Origin of the sequence: Mycobacterium sp. TKK-01-0059 (assembly GCF_000709305.1) — a bacterium.
GTDB lineage: Bacteria > Actinomycetota > Actinomycetes > Mycobacteriales > Mycobacteriaceae > Mycobacterium > Mycobacterium intracellulare.
This window is the reverse complement of the sequence record NZ_KL446994.1, coordinates 40264-60992: the sequence shown is the minus strand read 5'-3', so window position 1 is coordinate 60992 and position 20729 is coordinate 40264. Positions and strand designations below refer to the sequence as shown.

Sequence of the window (20729 nt, the reverse complement as noted above, 5' to 3'; positions counted from 1 at the left end):
CGATCGCCACCACCGCCTCGACCGACCGCGACAACACCACCGCCACAGTCCGCCCCGGCCCCGTCCCCCGCCCAACAAGCAGGTGCGCCAACCGATTCGAGGACCCATCCAACTCCCGATACGTCAGCGACAAGCCATCACCGACCACCGCCACCGCATCCGGAATCCGGGCCACCTGGGTGGCGAACAACTCCGGCACCGACACCGCAACGCTGTGCGGAATGGCCAAAACCGCCTTATTACCAAGCTCTTCCAGGCGAGCGCGCTCACCCACACCCAGCACATCCACCGACGACAACCGCCGACCCGGATCGGCGGCCATCGCCACCAACACCCGCTCCAACCGACCGATCAACGCCAAGACGCTGTCCGCGTCGAACACGTCGGTGCGAAATTCGACTTGCCCCGAAATCCCGGCGGGCTCACCGGCGTCGGTCCAGCATTCTTTGAGGAAGAAGACCAGATCCATTTTCGCGGTCTGGGTGTCCCCGAGCAGCGGCGTGACCTGAAGGTCACCCAAGCTCAGCCCGGTCTCGGGGACGCTGACCTGTCCCGGGAAGTTGTTCCAGCCCAACATCACCTGGACCAGCGGGTGGTGGGCCAACGATCGGGTGGGGTTGAGCCGCTCGACGAGTACCTCGAACGGCACGTCCTGGTGCTCGTAGGCGGCCAGGCCGCGTGATCGCACCTGCGCCAGCAGCTCGGCGACGGTGGGATCGCCGGCAAGATCGACGCGCAGGACCAACGTGTTGACGAAAAATCCCACCAGCTCGTCGAGCGCGGGATCGCGGCGCCCGGCGATCGCGAATCCCACCGCCACATCGCTGCTGGCGCTGAGCTTCGACAGCAGCACCGCCAGGGCGGCCTGCGTCACCATGAATCCGGTCGCGTTGTGTTCGCGGGCCATCCGAGCAATCTGCTGCTGCAACAACGCCGGCCACTCGACGGTCACCCTGGCGCCGCGCTGATCGGCCACCGGCGGATAGGGCCGGTCGGTGGGCAGCTGCAGCCGCTCGGGCATCCCGGCCAGCGTCTGCTCCCAGTAGGCCAGCTGCGCGGCGATGCGGCTTTCACTGTCGTCGAGATCGCCGAACTGCGCGCGCTGCCACAGCGTGTAGTCGACATACTGCACCGGCAATGGGGCCCAGTCGGGGGCCCGGCCCGCGCACCGGCTTGCATAGGCCACACTCATGTCTCGCACCAGGCGGGTCGTCGACCAACCGTCGGCGGCGATTTCGTGCAGCACGGCCACCATCACGTGTTCGTCGTCGGCGACGCGGAAAAGCCGTGCCCGCAACGGGATCTCGGTGGCCAGGTCAAACCCGTAGCGCACCACGGCGCCGACGGCGTCCTCCACCTGGCCAGCCGGCCATCCGGTGGCATCAACGACGTCCCAGCCGAAATCGGCCTGGTCGGCGGGCACCACCAGTTGCTGCGGTATCCCGTCGACCGCCCGGAACAGGGTGCGCAGGCTCTCATGGCGGCTGACCACATCGACCAGCGCCGCACCCAGCGCGTCCGCATCGAGGCGCCCACTCAGCCGCAACGGCACCACCACGTTGTAAAGCGGTGAAGGCCCTTGCAATTGGTCGATAAACCACAACCGACTCTGGGCAAACGACAACGGAATCACCGCCGGCCGCTCCGCCGGCACCAGCGGCTCCAGGCCCGCGCCTTGACCGATACGGGGCGCCAATTCGGCAACCGTGGGGGCCTCGAACACCGCACGCACCGACAGGTCGGCATCCAGAACGTTGTTGACCGCGGCGATCAGCCGCATCGCCGACAGCGAGTCCCCACCCAGGTCGAAGAACGAGTCGTCGGCCCCGACCTTGTCGATCGCCAGCACCTCGGCGAACAGGCCGGCGACGATCTTTTCGGTCTGGGTCTGCGGCGCCCGGAAGGCTGTGGTGGCAAAAACGGGTGCCGGCAAGGCCTTACGGTCGATCTTGCCCGAGGACGTCATCGGGAACTCGTCGAGCACCACGATGTGCGTCGGCACCATGTATTCGGGCAACCACGCGCTCAACTGCTGACGCACGGCGGTGATTTTGGTGTTGGTCTGCGGGTCGTTGGCGTGACTGGTGACTCGGTGGGCCGCGTCGGGCGGCAGATACAGATCGGTCAGCGCCCAGGTCCGCTCAGCGTCGGCGGCAGTGACGAACACCGCGTCCACGGTGCCCGGTTGGGCTCCCCAGGTGACCGCGACGCGGTATCCGGCGTTCTCGCCAACGCGGTGGAGTTGTTCGGGGACAATGGCATCCGCGCTCTCGGCCAGGGCCAGCGCGTCGGACAGGGCGAGCCCGTCGGCGAGGGCGTGTTCGACGTGGACGTCGCTGATCACTCCCGCGCGGGGGATCTCGGTGACGCGAATCGTGTCGGGTCGCTCGGCCACCAACCGGTCGTGCAGCCCGCCCAGGCCCGTGCACTGGGCCCACGCCCAGCTGTCTGCGGCGGCCAGTGAGCGCACCGGCGCCGGGGTTTTAAAGACGACGAGGTCGTAGCGATACCGGTTGAGTTCGTTGTCGGCCGCGCCGCGCTTGACTTCAATATCCAGCCCGGAAACCGATTCATGGCCGGCAGCCCAGGTGGTGAAAAACTCTGGGGCCAGCAGCAATTCGGCTTCGCCGAGCATGGCGCGCTGAACTCGTTGGCGAATCTCGTCAACGTCGGCGGTGTCGTTGGCGGCCCGGACAAGCGCGACGCCGGTTTGAAACGCGCCCTGCAGACTGTGATTGCGCACGTCGCCGACGAACAGTGCCCCGCCGGGTGCCAGCAATCGCATCGCGACCGCCAGCACGTCGGTGAGATAGCGCGCGCTCGGGAAGTACTGGACCACCGAGTTGAGCACCACCACATCGAAATGGCCCTCCGGCAACGCATCTGCCACATCGGCGGGCTGCACCCGCAACCGCACCCGATCCCCCCACGGCTGCCCGGCCACGGCGGCCTGCAGCCTCTGGATCGTCGGCGCGGAGAAGTCCGTGGCCCAGTACTCGGCACAGACCGGCGCCAACTGGGAAAGCAATAGCCCCGAACCCACGCCGATCTCCAGCACCCGCGCGGGATGCAATTCGAGGATCCGATCCACCGTGGCCGAACGCCACTCGATCATCTCCTCGAGCGGGATCGGATCGTCGGTGTAGCTGCTGTTCCAGCCGCGGAAATCCATGCCGAATTCCGGCGCGTCCACGTCGGCGCTATACGCCTCGTCATACAGGTGTTGCCACGCTTGGACGGTGTCGGCGTCGCGCTCGGCGGTGGTGGCCTGCTCGAGGGTGACATAGGCGACGAGGTGGGAGCCGGTTCTGCTCTCGTGCACGGTGGCGGCCGCCCGGGCGACCTGCGGGCAGCCCAGCAAGGTGTTTTCGATTTCGCCCAGTTCGATGCGGTGCCCGCGCAGCTTGATCTGAGCGTCGGCACGGCCGAGGTAGTCCAGGGTTCCGTCGAGCGTCCAGCGCGCCAGGTCGCCGGTGCGATACAGCCGCGCGCCCGCGGGCCCGTAGGGATCGGCCACGAACCGTTCCGCGGTCAGATCCGCGCGGCCCAGGTAGCCGCGCGCCAACGCCGGTCCGCCCAGATACAACTCGCCGACCACCCCGATGGGGGCGGGGTTCAGCCGCGCGTCGAGCACCAGCGCGCGCATCCCCGGGAGCGGGCTGCCGATGCGGACCGGCTGCCCCGCCACCAGCGGCACCGTGGTGGCCCAGATTGTGGCCTCGGTCGGGCCGTAGCCGTTGAACATGTGCCGCCCCGGCGCCCACGCGGCCACCAACTCGTCGGGGCAGGCTTCACCGCCGACGATCAAGGTGGACAACGCATCCAGCCGGCTTCGATCCAGCGACGACAGCAACGTCGGGGTCATCACGGCCGCGTTGACCCGTTGCTCCTGCAGCAATGCCGTCAGCGCCTCGCCGGCATACACCTCCGGCGGCGCGACGACCAACGCGCCGCGCGATCCCACCGCGACCAACAACTCACCGAGCGCGGCGTCGAATGTCGGGGAGAGCACCGCCAGCATTCGGGTGTCCGCGCCGAGCCCAAACGCCTCGCGGTGCGCCGCGGCGACCCCGGGCAGACCGCCGTGGGTGACCGCCACGCCCTTCGGGGTGCCGGTGGACCCCGACGTGAAGATCACATACGCGGTGTTGTCCGGTCCCAACTCCGCCAGTCGGTCGGCGTCCGTGATCGGCTCGGCGCACCGCCCGGACAGGTCCAGGCCGTCGATGCGCAGCACCGGGCGCGTCCCGGCCCCGGCCACCGTGTCGGCGTCGCGGGTCAACACGCACACCGCGCCCACGGCGTCCAGCACCGTCGCGATCCGCTCGACCGGGTGAGCGGGATCCACCGGCACGTACACGCCGCCGGCTTTCTGCACCGCCCACCACGCCACCACGAGTTCCGTGGACCGGCCCATCGCCACGCCCACCGCGCGTTCCGGGCCCACCCCCGCCTCGATCAGCAGCCGCGCCAGCCGCGTCGACCACGTGTCGAGCTCGCGGTAGGACAAGCTCCGGGCCCGATCGACGATCGCCACCGCGTCCGGGTCGGCGGCCACCGCCGCGTCCAACAACTCCGGCGCCACCCCCGCCGGCGCCCCAACTCCGGCGCCAGACCACCGCGACAGCACCAGATCACGCTCGTCGCGATCCAGCAGCGCCAGGTCGCCCACCACCACCGACGCATCCGCGACGACCGCTTCGATCACCCGCGTGAACCAGGTGACGAAGCGCTCGATGGTGACCCGGTCATACAGGTCCGTGGCATAGGTCACGACCCCGGCGGCCATCGGTGCGGCCGGGTCGTCGGAGGGCACCTCCCGCAGGTCGACATCCAGATCGAATTTGGCGGTGCGGCTGTCCACCGCCAGCGGCTCGATGCTGAGCCCGTCGAGCGCCACCTCGGGGCGCACGTTGTTCTGGAAGGCCAGGGCCACCTGAAACAGCGGATGGTGCGCCGTGGAGCGCACCGGGTTGAGCTGCTCGACCAGTCGCTCGAACGGCACATCCTGATTGGTGTAGGCGTCCAGCGCCTTCTGGCGCACCTGCTCGAGCACATCGCTGAACCGGTGCGCAGGCCTCACGCCCACCCGCAGCACCCAGGTGTTGACGAAGAACCCGACCAGCTCATCCAGCGCCGCATCCATCCGCCCGGCGATCGGGGTGCCCATGGTCACGTCCTCGCCGACCCCGGCCCGGTGCAGGACCACCGCCATGGCCGCCTGCAACACCATCGAGGCGGTTGCGTTATGCGCCGCCGCCAACGCCTTGATCCCCGCCCACAGCCGCGGGTCGAGGTGCATGTCCACCGCATCGCCGCGGTAGCTGGGCACCGGCGGGCGGGCCCGATCCGCCGGCAGCGACACCACCTCGGGCAGCTCCGCCAACTCCTGCCGCCAATAGGCCAGCTGCCCGGCGATCACACTGTCGGGATCGGACTCGACGCCCAACCAATCCCGTTGCCAGAGCGTGTAATCGGCGTACTGCACCGGCAACGGCGCCCACTGCGGGGCCCGGCCCTGCCGCCGCGCCAGATAGGCCTCGCCGATATCCCGGGCCATCGGAGCCAGTGACCACCCGTCAAATGCGATGTGGTGCACCACAATTCCCACGACATGTTGCTCGGGGCCCACCTCATAGATCTGCGCGCGAATCGGGATCTCGGTCGCCAGATCGAACCGATACCCCGCCAGTTCCACCAACTCGCCGAGCAGATCCTGCTCGGTCAACGACACCACTGCCGCGTCGCCGCGCCGCCACATCCCGGCCTCGGCCGGCAGCACCTGCTGGAACGGCACACCGTCCATGTCGGGAAATATGGTGCGCAGCGCCTCGTGGCGGGCGATGACGTCATCGACGGCCGCCGTCAACGCCTCGACGTCCAGCGCCCCGCTGATCCGAAACGCGGTCGGCATGTTGTAGGTCGCCACCCCGCCCTCGAACCGGTCGAGGAACCACAACCGGCTCTGCGCATACGACAACGGCACCATCGGCGGCCGCGCGCCGGCCACCAACGGCTGACGCGTACCGCCGTCCCCGCCGATACGGGGCGCCAACTGGGCAACGGTGGGCGACTCGAACACGGTGCGCACCGCGAGACCGGCGTCCAGGGATTTGTTGATGGCGGCGATGACCCGCATCGCCGACAGGGAATCCCCGCCCAGATCGAAGAAGGAGTCGTCGACCCCGACGCGCTCGAGCCCGAGCACCTGGGCGTAGATGCCGGCCACGATCTCCTCGGTGGGCGTGGCCGGCGCGCGGTAGCGATCGCCCTCGCAGTACTCGGGCGCCGGAAGCGCCCGCGTGTCCAGTTTGCCGTTGACCGTCAACGGCAACGCGTCGATCACCACCACCGCCGCCGGGACCATGTAGGCCGGCAGCCGCTGACCCAGCCGGGCCCGAACATCGGCCGGGTCAACGGCGCCAGTGACATAGCCGACGAGGCGCCTGTCACCGGGGCGGTCCTCGCGGGCGATCACCGCCGCCTGCTCCACCCCATCCAGCGCGGCCAGCGCCGCCCGGATCTCACCGAGTTCAATGCGATACCCACGGATCTTGACCTGCTCATCGGCCCGACCCAGATAATCCAGCTGCCCGTCGCGCCCCCAACTCACCAGATCCCCGGTGCGATACATCCGTTGTCCCGGCGCGCCGAACGGGCACGCCACAAACCGCGAACCGGTCAAAGCGGCCCGGCCCAGGTATCCGTACGCCAGCCCGCCGCCGGCCACATACAACTCCCCAACCACCCCGACCGGCACCGGACGCAACGACGCGTCCAGCACAAAAAAGCCAAGGTGCACCAACGGCACACCGATGGGGCTGGCACTGCGGTCGACGTCGGCGACGCTGATCTCGCGGAACGAGGCATGCACGGTCGTCTCGGTGATGCCGTACATGTTGACCAGCCGCGGTGACCGGCGGTGGCGGTCCAACCAGGTTCCCAGGCGCTGGGGTTCTAGCGTCTCGCCGCCGAACACCACCGTCTCGAGCTTCAGCTGAGATCCCCGCTCGGGTGCCCGCGCATCGGCGGTTTGCAGCGCATAAAACGCCGACGGCGTCTGGCTCAATACGCTGACCTGTTCGGCGATGAGCAACGCGTGCAGGTCTTCGGGTGAGCGCGTCACGGACTCTGGTACCACCACCAGCCGCCCGCCGTGCAACAGCGCACCGAAGATCTCCCACACCGAGTAGTCGAAGGCCAGCGAATGGCACTGCGTCCACACCTGCTCCGGCGACAGCTCCAGGTCGGCGCTCAGTGCCGTCAGCAGGCGGGTCACGTTGTGGTGGGGAATGGCAACGCCTTTGGGAACCCCGGTGGTGCCCGACGTGTAGATCAGGTAGGCGATCTCCTCGGCAGCCGGCATCGGCAGGCCCGTGCACGGGCAGCCCAGGATGCGCGGATCGTCGACATCGATGACCGGCAGGTCACGGCCGTCGAACCGGTCGACCAGCCCTGTGGTGGTGATCGCCGCGATCGGTCCGGCATCGGCAACCATGAACTCCATTCGCGCCGTCGGGTGCGCCGGATCGATCGCCAGATAGGCCGCCCCGGTCTTGAGCACCGCCATTACCGCCACGACCGCCCCGGCCGACCGTGGCAACAGCAGCGCCACACACTGTCCCGGGCCGGCGCCCAGGGCGGCCAACAGGTGCGCCAACCGGTTCGACGCCTCGTCGAGCTCCCGGTAGGTCATCGACCGGCCTTCAAAAGTGATCGCCGCGGCCTCCGGCGTGCGCGCCGCCTGAGCGGCGAACACCGCCGGAATCGACGCCGCGGTTGGCACCGGCCGGGCCAACACCGCCCGGTTACCGACCTTGTCCAGGTGTGCGCGCTCAGCGGCATCCAGGACATCCACTGACGACAATCGCCGGCTGGGATCGGCGGTCATCGCCGCCAGCACCCGCTCCAACCGCTCGATCAATACCTCGATGCTGGCCGCGTCGAACACGTCGGTGCGGAATTCCACATCCCCGGCGATCCCGGCGGGCTCACCGGCCTCGGTGAACCGTTCGGCCAGCGTGAATGTCAGATCCATGCGCGCCGACTGGGTGTCCACCGGCAAACGCGTGACCTGTAGGTCACCCAAGTCCAGCCCGGCGGCGGGATCGCTGGTGTGGCCGGGGAAGTTCTGCCAGGCCAACACCACCTGTATCAGCGGGTGGTGCGCCAGGCTTCGTGTCGGGTTGAGGCGCTCCACGAGCACCTCGAAGGGCACGTCCTGGTGCTCGTAGGCGGCCACGCTGCGCGCCCGCACCTGAGCGAGCAACTCGGCCACGGTGGGATCCCCTGCCGCATCGACCCGCAGCACGAGGGTGTTGATGAAAAACCCCACCAGCTCGTCGAGCGCCGGGTCGCGCCGCCCGGCGATCGCGAATCCGACCGCCACGTCGCTGCTGGCGGTCAGCTTGGCCAGCAGTGCGGCCAGGGCGGCCTGGATCACCATGAACCTGGTCGCGTTGTGCTCGCGGGCGACCTGAGCAATCCGCAGCTGCAGCTCAACCGGCCAGTCCACGACCACGCTGGCGCCGCGGTAGTCGGCCACCGGCGGATAGGGCCGGTCGGTGGGCAATGCCAGGCGCTCGGGCAGCCCGGCCAGCTCCTGCTCCCAGTACGCCAGCTGCGCGGCGATCGGACTGTCGCTGTCGGTGACCTCACCGAGCTGGGTGCGCTGCCACAGCGTGTAATCGGCGTACTGCACCGGCAACGGCGCCCAACCGGGTGCCTGCCCCGCACACCGGCTGGCATAAGCCAGTCCCAGATCACGCACCAGCGCGGTGATCGACCAGCCGTCGGAAGCGATGTGGTGCACCACGGCCACCAGCACGTGTTCGTCGTCCGCGATGCGGAAAAGCCGTGCCCGCAAAGGAATCTCGGTGGCCAAATCGAACTTGTGGCACGCTGTGGCTTTGACGGCCTCACTCAGCCGGCTTTCCGACCAGCCGGTGGCATCAATGATCTGCCAGCCGAAATCGACTTCTTCCCTTGGGATAACCACCTGCTGCGGTGTTCCGTTGGGCGCCGCAAAGAGCGTGCGGAGGCTCTCATGGCGGGCCACGACGTCGGACAGCGCCGCCCCTAACGCCTCGGCATCCAGCCGTCCGCTGAGCCGCAACGCCGCCGGTATGTTGTAGATCGGTGAAGGCCCTTGCAGTTGGTCGATGAACCACAAGCGTTGCTGGGCAAACGACAACGGCACCACCGCGGGCCGCTCCAGGGCCACCACGGGCTCGCGTCGGCCGCCATCCCCGGCGACGCGGAGCGCCAACTGGCCAACCGTGGGCGCGTCAAACAGGGCGGGTACCGAGAGCTCGGCATCGAGGCTGGCGTTGATTATGGCGACCAGGCGCGTCGCGAGCAGCGAGTCCCCGCCCAGATCGAAGAACGACTGGTCGACCCCGACGCGCTCAATCCCGAGGACCTCGGCGAACGCGCCGGCCAGGATCTCTTCGACCGGGTTGGCCGGCGCGCGATATCCGGCGCTCTGGTATTCGGGTGCGGGCAGGGCGCGGGTATCGAGTTTGCCGTTGACCGTCAACGGCAGCGCCTCCAGGACGACCACCGCGGCCGGCACCATATATTCCGGTAGCCGCTCGCCCAGCGCGGCACGCAGGTCGGCCGGGTCCGCGGTCCCAGTGACGTAGGCGACCAGGCGTTTGTCGCCGGGGCGGTCCTCGCGGGCGATGACCACCGCCTGCTCCACGTCGTCGAGGTTCGTCAGTGCGCTTTGAATTTCGCCGAGTTCGATGCGATAGCCGCGGATCTTGACCTGCTCATCGGCACGCCCCAGGTAATCCAGCTGCCCGTCGGCGCGCCAACGCACCAGATCCCCGGTCCGATACATCCGTTGGCCCGGCGCTCCGAATGGGCAGGCCACAAACCGCGAGGCGGTCAATGACGCACGACCCGCATACCCGGCCGCCACCCCGGCACCGGCCACATACAACTCACCGACCACCCCCGCGGGCACGGGATGCAACCAGCCGTCGAGGACGAACAGTGCCGCCCCGCCGACCGGCGCACCGATTGGCGGCGTCCCGGATCCTTGCGTCAGCGGGGCGCTGATCGCCACACACATCGTGGTCTCGGTCGGGCCATAGGCATTGACCATCACCCGCCCCGGCGCCCACCGATCCACCACCTCGGCCGGACACGCCTCACCCACCACCGCCAAGGCCACCGACTCCAAACCCTCGACCGGCAACGCCGCCACCGCCGACGGCGTCTGGGTCAACACACTGACCTGCTCGGCCACCAGCACCCGATGCAGATCCTGCGGTGAGGCGCTCACCGCCTCGCCCACCACCACCAGCCGCCCACCGCGCAGCAGGGCCCCGAAGATCTCCCACACCGACACATCGAACGCCAACGAATGACACAGCGCCCACACCCCCGCCTCGGGCAGCCCGGCCTCCAACGACCCCAACAACTGGGTCACGTTGCGGTGCGTGATCGCCACCCCTTTGGGCACCCCGGTGGTGCCCGAGGTGTAAATCACATACGCGATATCCCCAGGCTCCGGCCCCGACAAATCCGTGTCCGGTTGGGCGTCGATGGCGGGATCGTTGACGTCGATGACCGCCACGCCGTGGCCGTCGAGCCGCTCGGCCAGCGCCGCGGTGGTGATCGCCGCGACCGGCGCGGCATCGCCGAGCACGAAGCCGATCCGCTCCGCGGGCAGACCCGGGTCGATCGGCAAATACGCCGCCCCCGTCTTGAGCACCGCCACGATCGCCACCACCGCCTCGACCGACCGCGACAACACCACCGCCACAGTCCGCCCCGGCCCCGTCCCCCGCCCAACAAGCAGGTGCGCCAACCGATTCGAGGACCCATCCAACTCCCGATACGTCAGCGACAAGCCATCACCGACCACCGCCACCGCATCCGGAATCCGGGCCACCTGGGTGGCGAACAACTCCGGCACCGACACCGCAACGCTGTGCGGAATGGCCAAAACCGCTTTATTACCAAGCTCTTCCAGGCGAGCGCGCTCACCCTCACCCAGCACATCCACCGACGACAACCGCCGACCCGCATCGGCGGCCATCGCCACCAACACCCGCTCCAACCGACCGATCAAATCGCGGATGTCACAACGAGAAAGCCACTGCCCAGCGCCGCCGAACCCACTCGTCTTCGCGCCGGGTTGCAGGCCGAGGAAGAGCCGATCGTGGTCGCTGAAGAAGTCCAGCCCACATTGATCGACGAGATTCGTATGGGTCAGGGTGCCCGAAATCTTGGCACCGGCGATATTCGCCAGATTTGTAGTCGGGATGAAATTGAGGATTACGCGATTCGACCTCTGCGCGGAGCCGCGGGGTCGCCTGTACTCGATGAGATGCACCGGGAACCGCTGATGGTCCAACGCTTCTCGCAGTCGCGTGTCGACATGTCCACAAAAACTGGCAATCGTGGATTCCGGCGAAGCCTTCAACACCAATGGGACGAACCCGGTAACCATTCCGGGCACCGTCTGTGTCTCCGGACGGACCCGCCTGCTTACCGGAAAATCGAAAACCACCTCCGAACCCTCGACGTCGCACCCCCCCACCAGCAGCGCACATGCCGCGGCAATCACCGACGAACGACGCACCCCCAACGCCTGCGACAACTCTCGGATTCCGGAGACAGCAACAGGGTCCAATTCCACCGGTACAGAAGACTCGTAGGGTTCACGGCCGTCCGCGGCGGGCGCCAACCCATAAGGCGGTTCGCTTTCGGCCGGCAGGTTCTTAGTCCAATAGGCCTGATCGTCGAGATAATCGGTGGACGCTTCGTATTCCGCCTCGCAAGCGATCAGATCACTCAGCGATCCGAAAAAAGCGGGGGGAATCGGTGCGCCCGACGCCATGGCATTGTAGACATCGCCGATCCGATGACAAACAAGAGCGAGGCCGATTCCGTCCGCCACTATATGGTGGCAGCAGACGAACAAATAAAATTCATCTGCCCGCGTCTGCAACAACGCGAATTTGAACAGCGGCCCGCTGAGCGGCATCACCGTGCGCTGAATCGAGGATGCCAGCCGATAGGCTTCCTGGACAGGATCCTCCGAGCCCATCCGCTCATAGCGAGCAAGCTCGACATCCGGGTAATCAACCGCCGCTTGGAACACCTGGCCATCCACCTGGAAAAAGGCGGCTCTAAATGGTTCGGCCTCGCGCACCACTTGACGGATCGTGTGCTCCAGCAACCAAGGGTCGACCGTGCCCTCGATTCGCAGAAGATAGCCCAGCTGCCACCTCGCACCTCCGCGATCCGTTTCCTGCGCAAGCCATATATCGAGTTGCCCGCGCGTCAGCGGGAATGGCCCACCGTCAGATTCCGTCAGTCGCTCGCGCCCAACCGACAGCGCCCGGTCATCGATCGTCATCGGATTCCCTTTGCCGTCTACCTGTCAGAAGCCTGGCGCGCTGCCGCCAGCCTGTTCCGCAGCGTCTTCGGCCGGATATCGGGCCAGTTCTGTTCGATGTACTCCAGGCACTCGGCGCGATCCGCTTCGCCATAAACCGTCTGCCAGCCGGCCGGAATATCGGCGAACGCCGGCCATAGGCTGTGCTGCTCTTCGTCGTTGATCAAGACGAAAAAGCTGCAAGTGTCGTCGTCGAACGGATTGGTACTCATCGGGCCTCCAAATGTCGTTGTCGCATGGGTCGCGCACTTCACTGCACGTGCTGTATTGGACCGGGCGCTAGGGGGCTTGACCCGGCATCGGTCTCGACATGACCGGGAGCGTATGGGTTTCAATCCTGTTGTCGGCCTTATCAAGCCGGGTAGCGTAGTCCGGACGCGCACATAGAGTGGTAAGCGCGATTTACGAGAGTGACCCTTGGTGGCGGCAGGCAGAGTTCGCCGAGAATTCGCGTGGTAGCCCGGATTTGATTCTGCTGCAGCGTGTTTCGCGATAATGCTGTCTTTGTTGTTCGGCGGATACGCGGGCGCCGGCCCTGTGTTCACGGCCGCAGGGAGAGACAGCCGGACGTGCCGCAGACGACGGGCTACGGCTCCCCCGCGGCGATGGACCCGCAAATGCGGTAGCCGGGTCGGGAAAGGTCGGCTTGAGCGGCCAGCGCGGCTTATTCGATGGCCATCCGCCGGCGCGGCACCGTCGTCATGACGTGCTCGAATCGTCGTTGTTTGTCGCGGACCAATCCAGGTTCAGTAGCTGAACGAGCTGGTCGCGATTGTTGACGCCGAGTTTGGTGAAAAGCCGGTACAGGTGTCCCTCGACGGTGCGCACCGAAATAACCAGCCGGTCGGCGATCTGACGATTGGACAATCCGGCCGCGACCAGCAGCACGATCTGACGTTCACGCCCACTGAACGGAAGGGGGCGCGCCGCGGCCTCGAGCGCCGGTGTACGCACGCCGCACTGGCCGGCCAAAGCATGCGCCCAACTCGACGACTCGACCTCCTTGCGCCGCTCGCCCCGCCGGGCATGCTCGCCGGCCGCTTGGGCCGACGCGTCGGCGGCAAAAGCCAACGCGCCGAGATCGGCGAATTTGTGCGCGGCGACATCGAGCAGATCACCGTCGCGCTGCGCCAGACCGCGGGCTTGGTCGGCGACCGCTTGCGCCGAAGGAGAGCCCAGCATTCGGGCGAGCTCATCCACGCGCTTGGCCTGTGACCGGTCCCCGAAGCGAACGGCGGCATGGCGCGCCCGCATCTCCGCCACGTGCATCGCGGCCGCTCGCGCGATCTGCGCCGCCTGCATCGCATGCGATTGGGCGGCCGTCGTGTCGCCGGCGGCTGCCCTCTCCCAGGCCCGGGCCAGTTCGAGTTCGGGCAAAAACACCCCGACGTGGGGTCCATACGTTTCCTCCGCACGCCGCAACGCCGCGGCGGCCGCGGAGCCATCGCCGCGCGCCCCCTCGGCCTGGGCCAGCAGGGCAGCCACGACCAGCAGCCACGGCGACGGAAAGCCTTGGGAAAGCTGGGAAATGGACCGGTCAAGTGTGGCGCACGCCGACGACAGCTCGCCGCGGCTCACCTGCACGAGCCCGAGCATGGCGTCAACCATGGCCTTCGCCGCGGGGAGACCGGTGGCCAGCGCGGCGTAGCGCCTATGGATTCGGTCGGCCGCCGGGTAGTCGCCGGCCGCGGTCGCGACCATCACCTCGGCCATTCCGATGGCGAACCGCTGCGCGCCCGCCCTGCAGAGTGCCGTCGCGCGCACGCCGGCGGCGGCGATGCGGCTGACTTCGGAAAAGCGTCCGGCCGCCATCAAAGCGCCGCATGTCGCGACGGCCGCCCACACGGTCGCCATCGGCACTACGTCGGCCTCGCACAGGCGCGGCCCGAGCTCGATCGTCGTCTCGATGTCGCCGCAGAAGAACCCAATCGATATCTCCAGCGCGGCGAGCAGCTGGAGGGCGCCCTCGGCCACGAGGCGCTGCCTCGCCTCGGCCACTACGCGCGTCGCGGTTTCGGCGTCACCGCAACCCCACGCCAAGTTGGCGGCGCGCAGGCAGCCCCACCGCGCGATCAGCCAGTCGTCGGCGTCACCGAGGTCGACGTCCAGAAGAATGGATTCGGCCTCCTCGCCGCGCCCCTGCCAACTCACCGCCTCGGCAAGCACCAGAGCGGCCGGCAGGCCACCACCGCGTTCGACCGCGAACTTGGCCAGTTCCTCACCAAGCGCCACGTTCGACATCGCCAGTGCGCTGGCCGCCGCATCGATGACCACCTCGAGGTCGGGCTCCAGGTCGCTGCGCAACATGAACTGAGCCAATCGGATTCGGCCTCGCGGATCGGCGAAGTGCGAGCGCCGCCCGCCCGCCCTCAGGTGCCTCCGAAGGGTTTTCGCCAGGATGCCGTTGAGCTGCCGCGAGCGCACTATCCCCGCGTGGCGGGTGGCCGCTTCACCGAGCATGGGGTGATTGAGTTGCGCCAGGGTGTGGGATCCGTCGGCGACCAACTGGATCAGACCACGACGCTCGAGGTTTGCCATCGCGTCGGCATCGCAGATGTCGCGCAGGATCTCCCACTCCAACACCTCGGCGGTGGCCAAGATCTCGACCACCTCCAACTCCTCTGGAGTCAGCGACTGCAACCGGAACTCCAAAGCGTCGTGAAGTTCGCGATCCGCCCGCAGCGGGCCTTGTAGTTGCCAGCCATGCTCGGCGTGAACCAAGGTCCCGCTTTCGCGGCCGGCGGTCAGAAAGCCCCTCAGTAGCAACGGGTTTCCGGCACTGCGCTCGAACAACTCGTCGACCAGTCGTGGGTCGACCGGACCACCCAGAACCGTGCCGGCCAATAGCTCGGTCTGCTCGCGCGTAAACGGGTCGATGTGAACGGTCAACAACAGGCGCTCTTTCAGCAACACCGTCAACGCATCCAGCACCGGCTCACCGGACCGGATCGTCACGATCAACCGCGCGCCGCCGCCGGCCGCAAGCTGATTGACCAACGTGGCCGACAGCGGATCGAGCAGCTGCGCGTCGTCGACCACCACCACCAGGTTCTTGTCCTGGCTCAGGGTGTTATGCGCGGCGGCCAGCATGATCGCCGGTTCATGCCCCACCCCGAGGCTCACCGCGCGCGAAAAGGCGCCCAGCGGCACGGCCCAGCCCGTTTGGGTGCCCAGCGCAAATCGCACCGTGCGCCCCGCCGACTCCACCGTCTTCGCGAGCATGCGCGCCAAGGTCGACTTGCCCACGCCGCTGTCGCCGATCAGCGCCACCCCGTGAAAGTCCCCGTTGTTCAGCGCGGCCAGCGACCGGCGCAACTCCGCATCGCGTCCCACGATGGGCCACGTCGACCCATTTGCCCTCTGTGTCAAATGATGTATCTCCCCGCTCCCCCAAGCTCGCGACGTCGCGGCCAGACTGCTGCTGGTCCGTGACGGGCGCGAGCCAGTGCCGTTGTCGTCCACCGGACGACGCCCTGGGCCGCCGCTACATGAACCCTGAACGCGCGCCCGCCAGATAAAGCCTGAAGGCGTCCAACGAGCTCGAGGTGGGCGCCGATGGGCCCGATGCGCGTCGGTCCTCGACTACCGGCAACTCCGACGGCAGGGCCGTCTCTGCGGGTACGGTCGGGCCGACACCGTTAACGATCGCGACCACGCGCTTCCGACTGCCACTCATGTGCCGGAGGGTATGGTCCCTCGAGCAGGCATCGCCGGAATCCGGATATAAGTCGAGTGGTGCGCGCCTGGAGATCGAGTGGCGGCCCGTCGAATCGATCGGTTACCGACGAAGGCTCAGCCGGTCCGCGGGTGATCGTGACGCTCGTAACGCAGCGACTCGTCGCCGCGACGTGACAATTCGCTTCGCATGGACGGCTCCCTGCGCATCAAGCAGATGAGCTGCTCGCGAGTATTGATCCCGAGTTTGGCGAAAAGCCGATACAGGTGTCCCTCCACCGTGCGCACCGAGATGACCAACTGGTCGGCGATCTGCCGGTTGGATAAACCGGCCGCGACCAGCATGACGATCTGGCGCTCACGGCCGCTGAAGGGAAGTGGGCGTGCCGCGCTCTCGACCGCCGGTGTGTGCAACTCGCAATGGCTCGCCAAAGCGTGCGCCCGGGTCGACGACTCAAATTTCTTGCCGCGATCGCCTCGGCGGCCATGCTCGCCGGCCGCCTGCGCCCACGCGTCCGCGGCAAGGGCCAATGCGCCGAGATCAGCGAACCGACCCGCGGCGGCATCGAGCAGGGCACCGTCGTGTTTCGCCAGAGCGCAGGCATGGTCGGCGACCGCCGCGGCCAACGGGGTGTTCAGGATACGAGCGAGTTTCTCCAGCGGCGTGGCCTGCGAACGATCGCCGAAGCGCACAGCCGTGTGGCGTGCCCGCATCTCCACCGCATGCATCCTGGCCGCTCGCGCGATCTGCGCCGCTTGCGTCGCGTGCGCTTGGGCGGCCGACGTGTCACCGGCAGCTGCCCGTTCCCACGCCCGGGCGAGTTCGAGTTCGGGCAGGAACACCGCGACATGCGGTCCGTAGCTTTTCTCCGCTCGCCGCAACGCCGCGGCGGCCGCCGCACTGTCGCCCCGCGCCCCCTCGGCCTGGGCATGCAAGGCGGCCACCACGATCAGCCACGGCGACGGAAAACCCTGGGCGAATACCGCAGTGGCATTGGTGAATACAGCGCACGCTGACGCCAGCTCACCGCGGGCTACCTGCACCAGCCCGAGCATCGCGTCGACCATGGCCTCCGCGGCAAGAAGGCCGGCGGCCATCGCGGCGTAACGCTCGTAGATCTGCTCCGCGGCCGGATAGTCGCCGGCGGCCGTCGCCGCCATGACCTCGGCCATGCCGATGTTGAATCGATGCGGCCCCAATCCGCACAGCTCGGCCGCGCGCGCTCCGATGGCCGCCAAGCCGCGAACCTCGGACAACCGCCCGGCTCCCGCCAACGCACAACATGTCGGGAAAACCGCCCACACGGTCGCCATCGGCAGTGCATCGGGTTCGCATAGGCCCGGCCCGAGTTCGATCGTCGTCTCTACGTCGCCACGGAAGTACGCCATGGAGACCTCCAGCGCCTTGATGAGGCGAAGGCACAACTCGGACGAGACAAGCTTTTTCACGTCATCGAGTACCTGGGTGGCGGATTCGACGTCCCCGCAACCCCAGTACAAGTTGGCAGCGCGCAGACAGCCCCACCGCGCGATCAGCCACTCGTCGCCGCCGTCGGGCTCGGCGTCGACGAGCGCGGCATCGGCCTCCTCGCCGCGCCCCTGCCAGCTCACCGCCTCGGCGAGCACCAGAGCGGCCGGCAGACCGCCGCCGCGATCGACCGCGAACCTCGCCAACTCCTCGCCCAACCCCACATTCGACATCGCCAGCGCGTCCACCCCTGCATTGATGACCATCTCCAGGTCGGGCTGTAGGTCGCTTCGCATCATGAACTGGGCCAGCCGAATTCGTCCCTGCGGGCCGGGCAACCCCGGTAGCCGGCTCCCTGCCCGCTGCTGCTCTTGAAGGGCTCGCGCCAACTTGCCGTTGAGTTCCCGGATGCGCACCATCCCGGCGTGTCGGGTCGCCGCTTCACCAAGCATCGGGTTGTTCAACTGCGCCAGAGCGTGGGATCCGTCGGCAACCAACTGGATCAGACCACGACGCTCCAGGTTCGCCACCGCGTCGGCATCGCAGATCTCCCGCAGGATCTCCCACCCCAGCACCTCGCCGGTGGCCAAGATCTCCACTACCTCCAGCTCCGCTGCGGTCAGCGAGCGCAGCTGAAACTCCAGAACGTCGTAAAGTTCGCGATCTGCGCGCAGCGGGCCCTGGAGTTGCCAGCCGTGTTCGCCCTGAACCAGGGTCCCATTTTCGCGGCCGGCGGTCAGAAAGCCGCGTAGGAGCAACAGGTTTCCCGCACTGCGCTCGGACAACTCGTCGACCAAGCGTGGGTCGACCGGACCACCCAGAACCGCGCCGGCCAGCGCCTCGGTCTGCTCGCGCGTGAACGGATCGATGTGGACGGTCAGCAACAGGCGCTCTTTCAACAATGCGGTCACCGCGTCCAAGACCGAATCGCCGGACCGGATGGTCACGATCAACTTCGCGCTGCGGCCGGCCGCAAGCTGATTGACGAAGGTGGCCGACAGCGGATCGAGCAGCTGTGCGTCGTCGACCACCACCACCAGGTTCTTGTCCTGACTCAAGGTGTGATGCGCGGCGGCCAGCATGATCGCCGGCTCGTGTGCCACCCCAAGGCTCACCGCGCGCGAAAAGGCGCCCAACGGCACAGCACGACCCGTTTGAGTGCCCAGCGCAAATCGCACCGTGCGCCCGGCCGACTCCACCGTCTTGGCCAGCATCCGCGCGAGCGTCGACTTGCCCACGCCGCTGTCGCCGACCAACGCGACGCCTTGGAACTCGCCGTTACTGAGCGCCCCCAGCGATCGTCGCAACTCGACATCGCGCCCAACTACAGGCCACGCTGACCCCTTACCCCCGTGCATCTGAAGCCCTACTTAATTCAAGGGCGCGGTGCGCGTATTTCGTGCATACATATCAGGCAGCTTCCGTGGGTTCGGTCGTAAATCTCCATCGGGGCCGGCACGGCCCAGCGGTAGCCGCCACACGTTGTTTGTGCCGCCGACTACGATCGCGACTTGCCGGTCAGCCTCGCCGTCTGCCCGATATCCACCGAGCTGACCCGCTCCTCGTACGCGCGGGACCTCACCCCTCTAGAACCAGTATTACTTGAAATATACTCGGGTAGGCCGCGGACAGCAAATTATTTTCTGCCCCTCAATTCACACATATGTAAATTAAATATGCTGATTGTACAGCTGTTTCATAAGTTTGCCCGGGCACCGGCCGAGGCCCCCCTCAGCAAACTCATAGGGACGGCTTGGATTGGCTCAGGCGCCTTGCATGACTTTCGCGTCGCCTCCGCGAGGGGTTGCAGAACGTGCGAGCGGTTTTCGTCGCGATAGGTTTACCGCGACTACAGGGCCACGCCCAGGAGCGCATCGATCGCGGTCGCCACCAGGCGGGGCGCCTCGGCGTCGTGGCCACCGTACTCGAGCGCATCGGTTGACCAACCATCAAGCGCCGCAAGGGCTTTGGGCGTGTCGAGGTCGTCGGCCAGATATTGGCGCACCCGCGCGATCACGTCGGCCGCGTCAGGGCCGGTCGGGAGCGCGGTCGCGGTGCGCCAGCGCTGCAGCCGGGCGACGGCCTCGTCGAGCACCTGCTGGCTCCAGTACCGGTCGCCGCGATAGTGGCCGGCCAGCAGGCCCAGCCGGATGGCCGCCGCCTCGACGCCTTGGGCGCGCAGCGTCGACACCAGCACCAGGTTGCCGCGGCTCTTGGACATCTTGTGCCCGTCCCAGCCGATCATCCCGGCGTGTACGTAGTGGCGCGCGAATCGCCTTTCGCCGCGGACACATTCGGCGTGCGCGGCGGTGAATTCGTGATGCGGAAAGATCAGGTCGCTGCCCCCGCCCTGAATGTCCAGGCCGCTGCCGATGCGGCTGAGGGCGATCGCCGCGCACTCGACGTGCCAGCCGGGCCGTCCGTCGCCGAACGGCGAGGGCCAGCTGGGCTCCCCGGGCCGCGCCGCCCGCCATAGCAGGGCGTCGAGCTGATCGGTCTTGCCGGGCCGCTGCGGGTCGCCGCCGCGCTCGGAGAACAAGCGCAGCATGGTTTCTCGGTCATAGCCCGACTCGTAGCCGAACTGGGGCGTGGCGTCGGCGCGGTAGTAGATGTCGGGGTATTCGCCCTCGACGACGTAGGCCGCCCCGGACGCCAGCATCTTCTCGACCAGCTCGACGACCTCGGCGATCGCCTCGGTCGCCCCGACGTACTCGCGGGGTGCCAGCATGCGCAGCGCGGTCATGTCCTCACGGAACAGCGACACCTCGCGCTGCGCCAGCTCCCGCCAGTCGATGCCGTCGCGCTCGGCGCGCTCCAGCAGAGGGTCGTCGACGTCGGTGACGTTCTGGACGTAGTGGACGTCGTGGCCGAGATCCAGCCATAGGCGGTAGATGAGATCGAACGCCAGATAGGTTGCGGCGTGGCCCAGGTGGGTCGCGTCGTACGGGGTGATGCCGCAGACATACATCGTGGCGGTCGACCCGGCCGCCACGGGGCGCACCTGCCGGTCAGAGGTGTCATACAGCCGAAGCTCCGGGCCGCGCCCCGCCAATACAGGGACCTGTGGGGAAGACCACGACTGCATGGCAATCAGCCTAAGCGCGCCGACGATGGGGCCCGCGCAGTGGGCCGCGGAGGAGGCACGCAATCAGCTTCAGCGCGCCGACGATG

At 67.6% G+C, this 20729-nt stretch carries 5 protein-coding genes; all 5 read right to left on the bottom strand.

What is annotated here, in order from left to right; all coding sequences use genetic code 11:
• On the bottom strand, nucleotides 1-12376 hold a 12376-nt coding region (locus K883_RS19575), incomplete at its 3' end, for a non-ribosomal peptide synthetase (RefSeq protein WP_179945106.1).
• Nucleotides 12377-12393: 17 nt separating this feature from the next.
• Nucleotides 12394-12627 carry an MbtH family protein gene (locus tag K883_RS19570; RefSeq protein ID WP_014711528.1) on the bottom strand — a complete coding sequence of 78 codons (234 nt, stop codon included), beginning with the start codon at nucleotides 12625-12627 and terminating at the stop codon, nucleotides 12394-12396.
• Nucleotides 12628-13114: 487 nt separating this feature from the next.
• A complete protein-coding gene (locus K883_RS19565; RefSeq protein ID WP_020822402.1) occupies nucleotides 13115-15748 on the bottom strand; it encodes a helix-turn-helix transcriptional regulator in 2634 nt (877 codons plus the stop codon).
• Nucleotides 15749-16207: 459 nt separating this feature from the next.
• On the bottom strand, nucleotides 16208-18865 hold the full coding sequence (locus K883_RS19560; RefSeq protein ID WP_020822401.1) for a helix-turn-helix transcriptional regulator: 2658 nt from the start codon (nucleotides 18863-18865) through the stop codon (nucleotides 16208-16210).
• A 542-nt stretch (nucleotides 18866-19407) separates the two neighbouring features.
• Entirely contained in the window at nucleotides 19408-20643 is a 1236-nt protein-coding gene (mshC, locus tag K883_RS19555) for a cysteine--1-D-myo-inosityl 2-amino-2-deoxy-alpha-D-glucopyranoside ligase (protein WP_014711525.1), read from the bottom strand.
• Between the last annotated feature and the right edge of the window lie 86 nt (nucleotides 20644-20729).